The 14,672-nt window shown below is 58.8% G+C and carries 18 protein-coding genes; 11 read left to right on the forward strand and 7 right to left on the reverse strand.

The window, feature by feature from the left end; all coding sequences use genetic code 11:
* Nucleotides 1–3: 3 nt before the first annotated feature.
* From ACR0J0_RS12075 to ACR0J0_RS12085, 3 genes are read right to left on the reverse strand one after another with little or no spacing between them, the layout of a single operon-like run.
* Nucleotides 4–624: a LysE family translocator gene (locus tag ACR0J0_RS12075; RefSeq protein WP_480664262.1), complete on the reverse strand. Its 621-nt coding sequence runs from the start codon at nt 622–624 to the stop codon at nt 4–6.
* Nucleotides 621–1,220, reverse strand: a complete 600-nt coding sequence (locus ACR0J0_RS12080) for a metallophosphoesterase family protein (RefSeq protein ID WP_480664264.1) — start codon at nt 1,218–1,220, stop codon at nt 621–623. Before ACR0J0_RS12080 ends, ACR0J0_RS12075 begins: the two co-directional genes overlap by 4 nt.
* Nucleotides 1,217–1,984 carry a uracil-DNA glycosylase gene (locus ACR0J0_RS12085; RefSeq protein WP_480664395.1) on the reverse strand — a complete coding sequence of 256 codons (768 nt, stop codon included), beginning with the start codon at nt 1,982–1,984 and terminating at the stop codon, nt 1,217–1,219. The genes ACR0J0_RS12080 and ACR0J0_RS12085 overlap by 4 nt, the downstream gene beginning before the upstream one ends.
* Nucleotides 1,985–2,743: 759 nt before the next feature.
* Between ACR0J0_RS12085 and ACR0J0_RS12090 the strand changes: the two genes are divergently transcribed.
* The 8 genes from ACR0J0_RS12090 (at nt 2,744) to ACR0J0_RS12125 (ending at nt 7,841) form a co-directional block, all read left to right on the forward strand.
* Nucleotides 2,744–3,679: an aspartate carbamoyltransferase catalytic subunit gene (locus ACR0J0_RS12090; RefSeq protein WP_480664265.1), complete on the forward strand. Its 936-nt coding sequence runs from the start codon at nt 2,744–2,746 to the stop codon at nt 3,677–3,679.
* Entirely contained in the window at nt 3,676–4,194 is a 519-nt protein-coding gene (locus ACR0J0_RS12095) for a hypothetical protein (RefSeq protein ID WP_480664267.1), read from the forward strand. The genes ACR0J0_RS12090 and ACR0J0_RS12095 overlap by 4 nt, the downstream gene beginning before the upstream one ends.
* Entirely contained in the window at nt 4,179–4,565 is a 387-nt protein-coding gene (locus ACR0J0_RS12100; protein ID WP_480664269.1) for a hypothetical protein, read from the forward strand. The genes ACR0J0_RS12095 and ACR0J0_RS12100 overlap by 16 nt, the downstream gene beginning before the upstream one ends.
* Complete coding sequence (locus ACR0J0_RS12105; protein ID WP_480664271.1) at nt 4,562–5,023, forward strand: hypothetical protein; 462 nt, start codon at nt 4,562–4,564, stop codon at nt 5,021–5,023. Before ACR0J0_RS12100 ends, ACR0J0_RS12105 begins: the two co-directional genes overlap by 4 nt.
* A complete protein-coding gene (gene pyrC / locus ACR0J0_RS12110; protein ID WP_480664273.1) occupies nt 5,020–6,300 on the forward strand; it encodes a dihydroorotase in 1,281 nt (426 codons plus the stop codon). Before ACR0J0_RS12105 ends, pyrC begins: the two co-directional genes overlap by 4 nt.
* The gene (plsY, locus tag ACR0J0_RS12115; protein WP_480664275.1) at nt 6,300–6,905 is read left to right on the forward strand and encodes a glycerol-3-phosphate 1-O-acyltransferase PlsY; all 606 of its coding nucleotides are present in this window, start codon (nt 6,300–6,302) and stop codon (nt 6,903–6,905) included. Before pyrC ends, plsY begins: the two co-directional genes overlap by 1 nt.
* Complete coding sequence (locus ACR0J0_RS12120) at nt 6,902–7,171, forward strand: hypothetical protein (RefSeq protein WP_480664277.1); 270 nt, start codon at nt 6,902–6,904, stop codon at nt 7,169–7,171. The genes plsY and ACR0J0_RS12120 overlap by 4 nt, the downstream gene beginning before the upstream one ends.
* 196 nt (nt 7,172–7,367) lie before the next feature.
* Nucleotides 7,368–7,841: a YHS domain-containing (seleno)protein gene (locus ACR0J0_RS12125; protein WP_480664280.1), complete on the forward strand. Its 474-nt coding sequence runs from the start codon at nt 7,368–7,370 to the stop codon at nt 7,839–7,841.
* A gap of 81 nt (nt 7,842–7,922) precedes the next feature.
* Here the strand turns inward: ACR0J0_RS12125 and ACR0J0_RS12130 are convergent, their stop codons facing one another.
* Entirely contained in the window at nt 7,923–8,906 is a 984-nt protein-coding gene (locus tag ACR0J0_RS12130; protein ID WP_480664282.1) for a quinone oxidoreductase family protein, read from the reverse strand.
* A gap of 191 nt (nt 8,907–9,097) precedes the next feature.
* On the opposite strand from ACR0J0_RS12130, the gene ACR0J0_RS12135 reads away from it, so the two are divergent.
* On the forward strand, nt 9,098–9,955 hold the full coding sequence (locus tag ACR0J0_RS12135) for a DUF2189 domain-containing protein (protein ID WP_480664284.1): 858 nt from the start codon (nt 9,098–9,100) through the stop codon (nt 9,953–9,955).
* A 37-nt stretch (nt 9,956–9,992) separates the two neighbouring features.
* Here the strand turns inward: ACR0J0_RS12135 and ACR0J0_RS12140 are convergent, their stop codons facing one another.
* On the reverse strand, nt 9,993–10,979 hold the full coding sequence (locus ACR0J0_RS12140; RefSeq protein ID WP_480664286.1) for an NAD(P)H-quinone oxidoreductase: 987 nt from the start codon (nt 10,977–10,979) through the stop codon (nt 9,993–9,995).
* A 55-nt stretch (nt 10,980–11,034) separates the two neighbouring features.
* Nucleotides 11,035–11,727 (reverse strand): COQ9 family protein, encoded by a 693-nt coding sequence (locus ACR0J0_RS12145; RefSeq protein WP_480664288.1) that lies wholly within the window; start codon nt 11,725–11,727, stop codon nt 11,035–11,037.
* Nucleotides 11,728–11,838: 111 nt separating this feature from the next.
* Here ACR0J0_RS12145 and rpsU point away from each other — a divergent pair, with 111 nt between their 5' ends.
* On the forward strand, nt 11,839–12,045 hold the full coding sequence (gene rpsU, locus ACR0J0_RS12150; RefSeq protein ID WP_005614280.1) for a 30S ribosomal protein S21: 207 nt from the start codon (nt 11,839–11,841) through the stop codon (nt 12,043–12,045).
* 291 nt (nt 12,046–12,336) lie between these two features.
* Nucleotides 12,337–13,434: a CAP domain-containing protein gene (locus tag ACR0J0_RS12155; RefSeq protein WP_480664290.1), complete on the forward strand. Its 1,098-nt coding sequence runs from the start codon at nt 12,337–12,339 to the stop codon at nt 13,432–13,434.
* 48 nt (nt 13,435–13,482) lie between these two features.
* On the opposite strand, the gene ppk2 is transcribed toward ACR0J0_RS12155, so the two are convergent.
* Nucleotides 13,483–14,400: a polyphosphate kinase 2 gene (gene ppk2 / locus ACR0J0_RS12160; protein WP_480664292.1), complete on the reverse strand. Its 918-nt coding sequence runs from the start codon at nt 14,398–14,400 to the stop codon at nt 13,483–13,485.
* Nucleotides 14,401–14,672: the final 272 nt, after the last annotated feature.

Below are 14,672 nucleotides of genomic sequence, written 5' to 3' on the forward strand. Positions count from 1 at the left end.
GCGTCAGGCCCTTTCCATTACAGCAAGCCGGACGGCGAGGGCCGCGAAAATGCCCCCTGTCACCCAGCCCATAATTCGCGAGGCGCGCGGGTTCGAGATCAGAACCTTACCCGCGCCTCCGGCAAAGATTCCCACCAGCCCGTTCACCACAAACCCACCCAGCGCAATTACCGAGCCGAAAATCAGGAATTGCAGCAGGATCGAGCCTGCCGCCGGGTTCACGAATTGCGGGATGAAGGCCAGTACAAACAGGATGACCTTGGGGTTTGTCAGGTTAACCACCAAACCGTCCCGGAACGCAAATCGGGTGGGTCTGGTTGACGCATCCGCCGAGACTGCCCCATGTCGAAACACACCCCAGGCGAGATAGAGCAGATAGGCCACACCCATCCAGCGGGTTACGTCAAACAGCCATGGCATGGTCGCGACAGCGGCCCCCAAACCAAGGCCTGCCACCAGAACGTGGACCATCGCACCAACAGAAATACCCGCGCTGGCGGCGATTGCCGGTTTTGCACCGGACCGCAATCCCTGCCCAAAACAGAACATCATATCCGCACCGGGCGTAAGGTTCAGGGCAATGGCCGCCGGAATAAACGCCAGAAGAGTAACGGTTTCGATCATGTGGCTGCCTCGAACCAGTTTATGGTGGGGCCGAGATTGGCGATCTGGGTGACACCGATGGTTCCTCGGTAGCCCCAGCTGTCGTGGATATGGCCGCAAAGGGCAAATTTCGGTTGCAGCCGCTCGATAGCGTCCCGAACAGCAACCGATCCAACAGCGTCCCCCATCGACGTGGTATCGCCATACCCTTTGGGCGGAGAATGCGAAATCAGGATGTCGGCGGCTTCGCATCGGTTCAGCAACTCCGCCGCCTCGGGATCGCTCAGGTCGCACGACCAACCGCCGAAAGGCGTGACCGGTACGCCATATCCAAGACCGAATAGACGCAACCCGTCGACGGTCATGCCCGTGCCATGCAGAACATGGACGCCGTCTGGCGCGGCATCGGTCAATTCACCGGCACTTTCTGCGTTGCCGGGCACCAACACCAGTGGCGCGTTGATCCCGGACAGCATCGCCATCGCCTGATCCAACCCTTGCCGCGAGTTGCAATAATCTCCGGCGCCGATAACCAGATCGGCTTCGTCGCTTGCAGCCACTATTTCAGCAGCGCGGTTACGCGCCATATGCAGGTCCGAGAATGCGAGGATCTTCATGCCTTGCCCTCCAGCCGCGCTTTCAGTTCAAGCAAATCTGCCCATGCCTGCCGTTTCATCTGTGGCTGTCGCAACAGGTAGGCAGGGTGGAACATCGGGATGACCGGCAGGTTCATCGCCTGATCCCACTGACCGCGCAGACGCGTGATACCGCGTTTGCCCAGAACGGCCTGACAGCTGATATTACCCATAACCACCAAGACCTCTGGCTTGGCCAGTGCCACATGCCGTTCAAGGAACGGCTTCATCATACCGATTTCTTCGGGTTTGGGGTCGCGGTTCTGCGGCGGGCGCCACGGAAGGACATTGGTGATATAGACGTTCTCGGACCGGTTCAGATCAATTGCGGCCAGCATCCTGTCAAGCAGCTGACCAGCGCGACCGACAAAGGGCTTGCCTTCCCGGTCCTCATCACGGCCCGGAGCCTCTCCGATGATCATCACCCGGGCTCCCGGCGTACCATCGGCAAAGACCAACTGGCGCGCACCGCGTTTTAGCTCGCAATGGTCAAACATACCCATCGCCGCTTGCAACTGCTCCAACGACCCGGCGGCCTGAGCCGTGGACTTCGCAACCGCAACCGGATCAACCTGCTTGGGTTTTGGCGGCGCAGTCTGCGCTTGCGCAGGCTTTTTGGCCTTGGGCGTGATGTCGGGCAACGCATAGCGATCGACCGGTGCGTCACCGATCGCATCCGTTGCGCCCAGTTCGATCTGCCATTCCAGCAGAGCCCGCGCGGTATGATAATCCAGGGCCGATTCCATAACCCTCAATCTAACCACCTTTTGAACGAGGGAAAGCAGATAGAACTTGATCGGGCGGTCCGTCGCACCGACCATTGGCACATTCATGTTGTGCGTATTGCGATTCCTTTTCTTCAGCTTGCTGCTGACCATGCTCAGCGGTCCGGCTTTTGCGCACTTTCACGACAAGTATGGCCAATGCCGCGCCGGCCAGTTCAAGTGCGGAAACACGTGCTGTTCAGGTGGGCAGCGATGCAGCTTTGACGGCCACTGCATTCCCTTGGGTGGCACTTATTGCGGTGGTGGCAGAACCTGCGGACCGTTCGAACGGTGCGTTGCGGGCGGCACGCGATGCGCTCCGGCCGGCTTGAACAAATGCACGTCGCGTCTGGACTGCCCTGGCGGCAGCTTCTGCAATGCTCGCGGAGAATGCGAGAAGAACACGCCCGACATTTTGGAATTGCCCTCTCTGACATGCGACGACGGGAGAATCTGTGGCTCCGGATCGTCTTGCTTGCCGGGCGGCGGATGCTCGCGCCCCGGCTGGTTTATTTGCGAAAAAACCGGGTCGCAGTGCCGTCAGGGTTTCAAATGTTCCCGCAATCAGGGCTGTGTTCCCGTCAAAGCCATCGACTGCGGATATGGCAAGTGGTGCAAGCCTGGCGAGCAATGTTTGCCCAAAGGCGGGTGCGAGAAATTGCCCGAGTGAACCGAACCTTAGGTTGCCTCGGCGCGCGGACCTTCCTATAAGCGGCGCGATTGTCAGACAGGAGCCCGCCCATGCGTTTCGCCCATCGTCACCTTCTTGGCATCGAGCATCTGTCGCAGTCCGATATCACCGCCATCCTCGATCTGGCCGAGAAATACGTCGACATGAACCGCCAGTCGACCAAGCATTCGGACGTGCTGTCGGGCCTGACCCAGATCAACATGTTCTTCGAAAACTCCACCCGGACGCAGGCCAGTTTCGAACTGGCGGGCAAGCGGCTGGGCGCGGACGTGATGAATATGGCGATGCAGGCGAGCTCGATCAAAAAGGGCGAGACGCTGATCGACACGGCGATGACGCTGAACGCGATGCACCCCGATCTTCTGGTGGTTCGGCACCCGCATTCCGGCGCTGTCGACCTTCTGGCGCAGAAAGTGAATTGCGCGGTGCTGAACGCAGGTGACGGCAAGCATGAACACCCGACTCAGGCCCTGCTGGACGCTCTGACCATCCGCCGCGCCAAAGGTCGTCTGCATCGTTTGAACATCGCAATCTGCGGCGACGTCGCTCATTCCCGCGTGGCCCGGTCGAACCTGATCCTGCTGGGCAAGATGGAAAACCGCATCCGCCTGATCGGCCCCCCGACACTGGTCCCAAGCCAGTTCGCCGAATTCGGCGCCGAGGTTTACGACGACATGAACGAAGGTCTGAAAGACGTCGACGTCGTCATGATGCTGCGCCTTCAGAAAGAGCGGATGGATGGCGGGTTCATCCCATCGGAACGCGAATACTACCACCGCTATGGCCTGGACGCCGCCAAACTGGCACAGGCCAAGCCGGACGCCATCGTCATGCACCCCGGCCCGATGAACCGCGGGGTCGAGATTGACGGAACGCTAGCAGACGACATCAACCGGTCAGTCATTCAGGAGCAGGTCGAAATGGGCGTCGCCGTCCGTATGGCCGCTATGGAACTGCTGGCCCGCAACCTGCGCGAGGCCGCATGAGTGATCTGACCGTCGCCCCCCACGAACTTGGCGTCCTGCGCCTGTTTCAGCTCGACATGCGTCCGAAAGAAGCGAAGTTCCTGCGCGAACCCGGTGCCGCCGATCAGGCATTGGGCGTCGACGGTTTGGACCGGGACCAGATCGACATTTTCCCGGTATCCGACCTCGAGGATTTGGGGCTTTACGGCTATCTCAACGAAGGGTGCGGCGTGTCCCAAGACCAACTGGATCGGGACATGCTGGAAGCCATTGAAGGCTGGGTCATGGTCCTGCGCAGTGCGGCGTTCAAAGGCCGCGCCGTCACGATAAAACCGGACCCGAAGGTCCGCCTCATCGGCCTGTACACCGAAGAAACAACGAATTGGACCGGCGGAAAAATCGAAACCGAAAGCGCGAAACCATTCTCGGCTCCGCAAACGCCGCCGCAAGACGACAGCCCCCGACGCATTGGGTCGGCCATGTTGGCGGTTGTTGCGCTGGTGGTCATCGGAGGCATCCTGTGGCTGATCCTGTGACCTTTGCCCCCGACAAGGGCGCCTATATCCGCACGAATACATGGCTGGCCGCCGGGGCGATGGCCGCCGCAATGGTAATACTCTGGCTGATCGGTAACCCCTATGTCTGGACCGGTGCACCGGCCGGCCTCGCCGCTGTTGGCGTACGTGCATGGTATCTGGCCTCGGAAGAACTGAAGGCCAACTGGCAAATGTCCAAAACCAATCTCACCGGCCCCGGCCCACGCGTTGTACCGCTGAACCAGATCACGGCGGTCAACATCTTGGGCAGTTTTGTCCAGATCGTCACCAAGGGCGGTGACAAGCACCTGATCAAGTATCAAGCCGACCCCGCTGCCACCAAAGCGGCCATCGAAAGGGCGATTGGATGACCGCCGCCGACGACGATTGGTGGCACGAGCGGATTCCCGATGGGGAAGAGGTACTGTGGGCAGGCCGCCCGGATCAGGGGTATTTTCCACCTCGGTTTGCATGGGCGTACAAAGGCGTGCTCGTTCTGATCGCTGCCATTTGGCTGGCAAGCCCCTGGCTTTTTGACACCGTTCGGGATTATTGGAAGTTGTTTTTCTGCACTATCGCGTTTGGTTTTGTGTTGTGGGTCGATCGGTTTGCCCGGTCACAACGGATCTATGTCGTGACCTCGGAAAATGCATGGAAACTCAACAAGGACCTCAAGTCAAAGTCCCTGAATATCGACCGGTTTCTGAATTTCCGCTCCGGTCGTCGAGCAGTGATGTTTTCCCGCCACCCGTTTTTCGCATTTGAACATCTGTCCGACCCCGATGCCGCATTGAAGGCACTGACCCAAGCCCGCGAGGCCTCGAAATGACTGCTGTACTGTTTTCAAACGCCCGCCTGATCGACCCGGAAACCGGTACGGACAGCCTCGGCTGGCTCCAAGTGAACGACGGACGGATTACCGCGCGCGGTGAAGGTGATGCTCCGGCCTCGGACGCGCAGGTCATTGACTGTAACGGCCAATGCCTTGCCCCCGGTATCGTTGATATCGGCGTCAAGGTCTGCGAACCGGGTGAGCGGCACAAGGAAAGCTATAAATCCGCAGGTCTGGCCGCCGCTGCCGGGGGGGTGACCACTATCGTCACCCGACCCGATACCAGCCCTGCCATCGACACGCCGGAAAGCCTGGAGTTCGTCACCCGCCGCGCGCAGGCCGACACACCCGTCAACGTCCTGCCCATGGCTGCACTGACCAAAGGCCGTGACGGGCGCGAAATGACCGAGATCGGGTTTCTGCAGGATGCCGGGGCCGTCGCCTTTACCGATTGCGACCATGTCATTGCCAATACCAAGGTGTTTTCCCGCGCTCTGACCTATGCCCGCGCCTGCGGTGCGCTGGTTATCGCACACCCGCAGGAACCCATTCTCAGCAACGGAGCTGCGGCGACCAGCGGCAAGTTCGCCGTGTTGCGGGGCTTGCCAGCCGTTTCGCCCATGGCCGAGCGGATGGGGCTGGACCGCGACATCGCCTTGCTTGAAATGACCGGGGCCGCTTATCACGCCGACCAGATCACCACTGCCCGCGCCCTGCCCGCACTGGAACGGGCCAAGCGAAACGGGTTGGACATCACCGCCGGCACCTCGATCCACCATCTGACGCTGAACGAACTGGACGTGGCCGACTATCGTACCTTCTTCAAGGTCAAACCGCCGCTGCGGTCCGAAGAAGACCGGCAAGCGGTGATCGAAGCGGTACGGACCGGCTTGATCGACACGATCAGCTCGATGCACACGCCGCAGGACGAGGAAAGCAAACGCCTGCCGTTTGAAGAGGCCGCATCGGGTGCGGTGGCGCTTGAAACGCTGCTGCCTGCGTCGCTGCGTCTGTACCACGCGGGGCAGCTGGACTTGCCTACGCTGTTCCGTGCTATGGCCCTGAACCCGGCCAAACGCCTTGGTCTGGACAGCGGACGCCTGTCCGAAGGAACCCCAGCGGATCTGGTGTTGTTCGACCCGGATGTGCCCTTTGTGCTTGACCGGTTCTCGTTAAAATCGAAATCGCAGAACACGCCGTTTGACGGCCAGCGGATGCAGGGTAAGGTCACCGCAACTTTCGTTGCAGGACAAGAAGTTTACCGGAGACCCTGATGCCCATAATTGACAGTTCCACGGACCAGCTAATCCTCTGGGCCGCTCTCGGGTATCTTATGGGCTCGATCCCGTTTGGCATGGTCGTCGCCAAGGTGATGGGGCTGGGCAACCTGCGCAACATCGGGTCAGGAAACATCGGCGCAACAAATGTGCTGCGCACAGGCAACAAGGCCGCCGCTGCCTTGACCCTTGTTTTTGATGCTGCAAAAGGCGCGGTCGCCGTGCTTGTGGCACGTGCGTTGGCCGGAGAAGACGCTGCACAAATCGCCGCGCTGGCCGCATTTCTGGGCCATTGCTTTCCAATTTGGCTGGGGTTCAAAGGCGGAAAAGGCGTTGCCACGTTTTTGGGTCTTTGGCTCGCATTGGACTGGCGCGTCGGCGTTGCCTGCTGCCTGACTTGGCTGGTGGTCGCAGTGATCTGGCGCATCTCGTCCCTCGCTGCATTGGTGGCTGCAGCCATGTCGACGATCTGGGTTATGGTGCTGACAGACACGAGAACTCTGGTGCTGGGCGCTATTCTGACACTGCTCGTCTACTGGCGCCACAGCGCCAATATCGCCCGTATCCGTGCCGGGACCGAACCAAAAATCGGACAGTCTTGAGCGCCTCGGAGTCCTTTCTGAGCGCATTTTTTGCCATCCCGACGGGGTCATCAACCGGGCACGTCGGTGGCAGGCGATACATTGTCAGCCGAACGGAACTGGCCGGGGGCAAATCCCACAAACTGGTCGCGCATGAGTTGGGCGGCGGGGATTACATCAGCTTGAACCTTTATCTGACCAGGAACACTGGCGCCCTGCTGCGCCCCTGCGAAATGTCGGTGCAGAAAGTCACAGACTTTGTCCTGAGTATTAAGCCCGATCGCTAATCTGATCTCTGCATTTCTGAACAGCACCTATTCACCTCCGCACAATCACAATTGATTGCTTTGAACGTGATTGACGGTCTGCCCACTTGGGTTCCGTGACGACCAATTACAGGTCTCATGGACAAAAAAACACTTGGGTTGTCTGGGCGCAATTTTCTGCGTCGCGTGGCCGCCCCTTTCACGAAAGGTGAAAACAATGAACAAGTTCAAATCCATCATCGGCGGCGTCGCGCTGTCTGTTGCCATCGCAAGCTCGGCTCTGGCTGCAGGTGTAGAACTGAACGCAAGCTCGACCGGTCTGGCGATGCAGGGTTACGACCCGGTTGCTTATTTCACTGCAGGTGAGCCGACCAAAGGCGACTACCGCATCACCACCCTGCACAACGACGCGCTGTATCGTTTTGCCAATGAAGAAAACAAAGCCGCGTTTGAAGCCAATCCAGAAGCCTACCTGCCCGCATATGGCGGCTACTGCGCATTTGGTGCGGCGATGGGCTTCAAGTTTGACGGTGACCCGACCTATTGGAAGATCGTTGACAACAAATTGTACCTGAACCTGTCGCAGGACATTCAGGAACGCTGGGAAGGCGACATTCCGGGCTTTATCGAGCAGGCCAGCACCAACTGGGAAACCATTGCCGACAAGACCCCCGCAGAACTGCAGCAGTAACGCGCGGACACTATTAAAGAAGGCGGCGGCAGATCACTCTGCCGCCGTTTTTTGTCAAAACTCTCGATTTCCATGTGTGTCCTAGGGTTCCAGAACGGTACTACCCGTGGTTTGGCGGGCCTCAAGTACCCGGTGGGCCTCGGCCACCTGATCCAGAGAGAAACGTTGGTCGATGTGGATCTTGACCTCTCCGCCCTCGACCTTGCCAAACAGACGCCTTGCCATCGCCTGACAGACAGCATGATCAGCGATATGGGTAAACAAGGTCGGCCGGGTGATTTTCAGCGACCCTTTCTTGCCCAGAATACCGATATCCATCAATGGCACTGGTCCTGAGGCGTTGCCAAAGGAAATCATCATTCCCAAGGGCTTCAAACAATCCAGAGAGCCGTTGAACGTATCCGCCCCGATGGAATCCATGACCACGTCCACGCCTTTGCCACCTGTGATCTCGGCCACTCGTTCGGCAAAGTTCTCAGTCCGATAGTTGATGCAATGCGCGGCCCCATTGAACTGGGCAAGGCTGCATTTTTCGTCGGTTCCCGCCGTCCCGATCAAGGTGATCCCCTCAGACTTGGCCCATTGACAGGCGATCAAACCAACGCCACCGGCAGCCGCGTGGAATAACACGGTATCGCCCCGTTTCAGGGGGGTTGTGCGGTGAAACAGATACTCGACCGTCATCCCCTTGAGCATCATCGCCGCCGCCGCATCAAAGGAAATCCCGTCTGGCAGCGGGCATACCTGTGCTGCGGGCATCACGCGCGCCTCGCAATAGGCACCTGACGGGGCTGCGGCGTAAGCGGCGCGCTGTCCCGGTTCCAAATGGGTAACGCCTTCGCCAACAGCCTCGATCACGCCAGCGGCTTCCATACCCAGCGCATGCGGCAATTCCAGCGGGTACAGCCCCGTTCGCTGATAGACATCGATGAAGTTCAGCCCGCAGGCGCGGTGGCTGATGCGAACCTCTCCGGGTCCTGGGTCGCCCAATAGCCGGTCTTCGATCTTTAGAACTTCGGGGCCGCCGTGTTCGTGAATGACGACGGTTCGTGCCGTTTGCTGCATGCTGACCTCCTGTTGCCTGATGCCAAGCTAACACGACTGTGAAACAGGGCAATCGGCACGATTGCACCGGACGCAACCGCAACGCGAAAAAATGTGCTATACTGGGATCCGAGCGTTGCCGGCTGGTCCGGCCAAGGGCAACTCATGCCGGATTCACTCTGCTGCGCTGTTGGCAAAGGGAGGGGATGATGATGGCTAAAACCATTGGGAATCCAATTAGCTGGGCCGCCCGGAACCTTGGCGCGACCGGCGATCACATTGCAGAAAGCGTGAACCGTATCGGCAGCGCCGATACGCGACATCTGCCAAAGGTGCAGACTCTGACAATGCAGGATTTGCGCGAGTGTCTGTCGGCGGGATATCACGACTTTCTTGAAACACGGGCGGACGCGATTTTTGTCATCCTGATCTACCCGATCGCCGGACTGTTGATGTTCGGGTTCGGTCTGAACAGGAATATGGTGCCACTGTTGGCGCCATTGGTTATGGGGTTTGCCCTGATCGGCCCGATTGCAGCAGTTGGTTTATACGAAATCAGCCGCAAACGCGAAATGGGCGGAGAAGTCCACTGGCTGGACGCGTTCGGAGTGTTCCGATCCCCGTCATTTGGAGCAATTCTGGCGCTGGGGTTTTATCTGGTCATGCTTTTGCTGGTCTGGCTGATGGTCGCGCAGGCCATCTATGTCCATACGCTTGGTCCGGATCTGCCGACCTCATTTGGCGCGTTCGTTACCGAAGTGTTCACCACCGGCGCAGGCTGGACCATGATCATCTTCGGCAACGCCGTCGGTTTCCTGTTTGCATTGGTCGCACTGGCCGTCAGCGTTGTCAGCTTTCCCCTGTTGCTGGACCGCAAGGTCGGACTGCCAGTGGCGGTCGTGACCTCGGTACGGGTGTTACGGCACAACCCCGGTGTCATTCTGGCATGGGGTTTCATCGTAGCGGCCCTGCTGGTCATCGGAGCCATCCCGATGCTGCTGGGCCTGATCGTCGTGATGCCGGTCCTGGGCCACGCGACCTGGCATTTGTATCGCCGCGCGGTGGCCTGAGGGCAAAACGCGCGGGATAGACCCGCGCACCGAACTCTTAGCCTGCGACCTTCAGGACGATCTTGCCAATATGCCCCGAGCTTTCCATCCGCGTATGTGCCGCGGCAGCATCAGCCAGATCGAACTCGCTGTCCATGACGGGGGCAACCTTCCCGGCCTCCAGCAATGGCCAGACCGCCTCGCGCAGATCCTGCGCAATCTTCGCCTTGGCCAGATCGCTTTGCGGGCGCAGGGTGCTGCCAGTCAGGGTCAGGCGCTTGACCATCATCATTGCAAAGTTCAGCTCGACCTTCGGCCCCTGCAGGAAGGCGATCTGAACCAGACGCCCATCCTCGGCCAGTGCCTTGACGTTGCGCGGGATGTAATCGCCACCCACCATGTCGAGGATCAGGTTTGCACCACCTTCGGCCCGCATGACCCCAACGAAATCCTCGTCGCGGTAGTTGATCGCTTTCTCGGCCCCTAGCTTCTCGCAGGCCTCGCATTTTTCAGCGGAGCCGGCGGTCGCAAAGACGCGCGCTCCAAACGCGTTGGCCAGTTGGATCGCCGTTGTGCCGATACCGCTGGACCCGCCATGAACCAGAAATCGTTCGCCCGCCTTCAGGCCACCACGTGTGAACACATTGGACCAAACCGTAAAGAAGGTCTCGGGCAGACAGGCGGCCTCTTTCATTCCCATGCCCTTGGGCACAGGCAGGCAGTGCACCGCAGGAGTCGCCACGTATTCCGCGTACCCGCCGCCGGGCAGCAAAGCACAGACCTGATCACCAACCGAAAGCCCCTCAACCCCGGCACCGACGGCAACCACCTCGCCCGAGGCTTCAAGCCCGGGCAGATCGCTGGCACCCGGAGGCGGATCATAAGCCCCCGCGCGCTGCAGAGCGTCGGGGCGGTTCACGCCTGCATAGGCCACCTTGAGGATCACCTGACCGGTTTGCGGTTCTGGCACCGGGCGTTCGGTCAACTGCAAAACATCGGGGCCGCCGGGTTCGGTGATTTCGACAGCACGCATCATCTGGGTCATTGGCAAATCTCCTTTGCCCAATGCCTAACAGGCAATTTCCGGAACGCCCAGATGCTTACTTGCGCGGGTTCAGCATCCCTGGCAGATCGGCCCGCATTTTCATCGGCGGCTTTACCTGACCGGCCAGCCAGTTCGGAACCGCTAGGAACGGCTTGAACAATGGATTGTCGTTGACCTGCGCCTTGATCTTTTCGATCTGCATCACGTCCGAGATGCGCCGATCCAGAAACTCCCACGTTTTCTGATGATCGGGGGAATCGTCACCCAGCCAGTACAGCAATGTCGAGGAATACACGCCCGACAGTGTCGCCCGCTTGGTATACCAGTTCACGTCATCCGACGTGTCTCCCAACGTGTCCCAGATTTGATCGCAGGTCTGCCACAGAGCCTTTGCCCCGTCCGCCGCATGGGTTGGCAGGGAAAACAGGGTCATGCCGCGACGAACCAATTCCTTATCCGAAACAGCCTCAAGCCGAAAGCGAACAGCGGCAGCGATGCGGTCGCGAAATTTCAACTCGCTCAGGTCCGTGGATTTCAGGCGATCCACCATGGCCTCATCCCCACGTGCGTGAAATGCCAGCGCCAGATCGACCGCCCCGCGCGGGCAGATCGCACGGGCCAGAACCTCGTCCATATCGCAATCCGTGACAGCCATGCGAAAGCTGGTCTCGGACCAGCCGTCAAAGGGCACATGGTTCAGCATCGCGTCCAGCAACTGTTGCTTGGCATCTTCGTAGGTGGTGGTCATGGCGGTTCTCCGGTTCTCGGGGCCAGTACTAGACAAGATAGAGGCGCTTTGCTATACGGCCAACTCCTGCAATTTCCTTGCAACTCTATCTAGAAAGGTGGTGACAACCACATGCAGGTTAGTGTTCGCGACAATAACGTCGATCAGGCGCTTCGTGCCCTGAAGAAAAAGCTGCAGCGCGAAGGCGTGTTCCGTGAAATGAAGCTGAAGCAACATTTCGAGAAACCGTCCGAGAAAAAAGCGCGCGAGAAAGCTGAAGCGATTCGCCGTGCCCGTAAACTGGCACGCAAGAAAGCCCAGCGCGAAGGTCTGCTCTAAGATCTCACTCGTCCAGCTTTGGATGACACTATTTGACGACCCCCGAGGCATCGCCCGGGGGTTTGTCGTTTTCTGGGCCTGCGCGAATCCGCCGATCAGGCGGACGCATGTGCGACAAGCCGCCAATTCCGTGCTGGCAGGACTTTGCCCAGCATAATACAGCGTACGAATCACCCTCTGAAAGCACTGTCCCGCCGAATCCCGACCGGATTTCTCAACGCCCTGTCGGACCCGTCAGATGATTCATTAATTGGCGACGTCCACTCAAAGACAATCCCCCACGGAGGCAAAATGTCGACTGCAAGTTCTTTCGAGCGAGAAATGCTAGCGCTCATCAACCAAGAGCGCACATCCCGCGGTTTAGAGCCGCTACAACTTGAAACCCACCTGAACGCGTCATCCGAAGACCACAGCGAATGGATGTTGAACACGGACTCGTTCAGCCACACCGGTGCTGGCGGGTCATCGGCGACAGAGCGTATGCGCGACGCTGGCTTTGATTTTTCAGGCGGCTGGCGTTCCGGCGAAAACATCGCCTGGCAATCCGAACGCGGCGCACCCGGGATCAGCGATGATGTTGCCCAGCTTCATCAGAACCTGATGGACAGCCCTGGCCACCGCGCAAACATCCTGAATCCCGATTTCAAATACATCGGTATCGGGATCGAAACGGGGAATATGCAGGGCTATGACGCCGTAGTGGTCACCCAGAATTTCGCGACGACCGATGGCGAAGTTGTACTGGATACTGGCGATGCGCCGGCCACTCCGGTACCCACCCCGCCGCTTGTTGTTGAGGAACCTACCGAGTCTGAGCCCGAAACGCCGGTCGTTGTGGTCGAGGAACCCGTCGAGCCGGATCCGGAAACACCACCAGTTGTTGTCGAGGCGCCAGCTGAGCCGGAACCCGAAGCGCCAGTTGTTGTGGACGAGCCGACCGAGCCGGAAGCTGAAACACCTGAGACTGTTGTGACCGACACCACCACGCCAGTCGTCGAAGAACCGGATGCAGGCGTTGTGCAGCCAGAGGAACCTGTAACTCTGACACCCGGCACAGAGGTCGCTGAAACCGAAACACCCGAACCCGAGATGCCGGAACCAACCCCGGTTGACGCAGGCGATTCCTGGGGTGGTGGCTTTGACGCAGCAGCCCTTCTGGCGCAGCTCGAAACCATCTTCAACGAGTGGCAGACGAAATTCGATAACTTTTATTGGAAGCAATCGGCCGACACCGCCGACACCTCCAATTCAGAAATCTTCGATTTCGTGTCTGTCAGATCCAAAGACAGGGACACAGCCACTCCGGAACCTGCGCCGGAAAACAACGCGTCTTGGGGCTTTGACTGGGTCGATGAATTCGACTTCAACTGCAATGTCGAAATCGCCTGATTTACCAACTGAAACGAGGCCGGTCATGACCGGCCTCGTTTTCTTTCATCAATAGATCTTTGGAACGTAGAGCTCGTCGGGCAGAATCCGACGCTCGTATTCCGGGTTGTACTTGCGATCTGGCAGATTGACCTTTTCCTGCGGCACATCCGTGTACGGAATTTTTGTCAGCAGATGCTCGATACAATTCAGGCGCTCACGCTTTTTGTCATTCCCTTCGACGATGTACCAAGGTGCTTCGGGGATGTTCGTGCGAAAGAACATGTCCTCTTTGGCCTTGGTGTAGGACTCCCAGCGGATACGCGACTCCAGATCCATCGGAGACAGCTTCCACTGTTTCATCGGGTCGTGAATGCGCATCAGGAATCGCAGTTGCTGCTCTTCGTCGGTGATCGAGAACCAGTATTTCAGCAGGATGATACCCGAGCGTACCAGCATCCGTTCGAATTCGGGAACGTCCTGAAAAAACTGTTCCACCTGATCTTCGCTGGCAAAGCCCATCACACGTTCAACACCCGCACGGTTATACCAGGACCGGTCAAACAGAACGATCTCACCGGCGGCCGGCAGGTGTGGCACGTAACGCTGGAAATACCACTGGCTTTGTTCCCGGCGGCTGGGTGCCGGCAGGGCGACCACACGGGCAACCCGCGGGTTCAGGCGCTGCGTGATCCGCTTGATCACGCCCCCCTTGCCGGCGCTGTCGCGGCCTTCGAATAGAATGCAGACCTTGGCTCCGGTGTGCTGAACCCAGTCCTGGACCTTGATGAGCTCGGCCTGCAACCGCAGCAAGTTTCGAAAATAGACCTTACGGTCCAGCATATCCGGATGCTGATCCTTATAAATCTTGCGGACTTCCATCGAGAGCATCGGTTCGCTGAATTCGATCTCAAAATCTTCGTCCAGCGTGTCTTCCAACTCGGCTTCCAGCCAATCTTTGGGGGCATCATTGTGTTCGTAAGCCAAGGTCTGCTCCTTATCAGTCAACGGGTTCCGACCGTACCGGGGGAGTGTAACTGCCTGATGTCATCAGAAGAATTGATGAATGTCTTGCGCCAAAATGCGGCCGCCAGCAACAAGGCGAGTGCGAAGACATAGGCAGAAGATACGGTCTTTACCCATATTTGGACCTACCTGCATCGGGATACAAGCGTCAGTATTGACGCAATGCCAGCAAGTTGGTGTTGGCGGACCTGCTTTGGCCTTGCCATTCGGCAGTGCCCGGCCGCATCAATGGC

The sequence above is a fragment of the Ruegeria sp. BF12 genome (genome assembly GCF_056538705.1).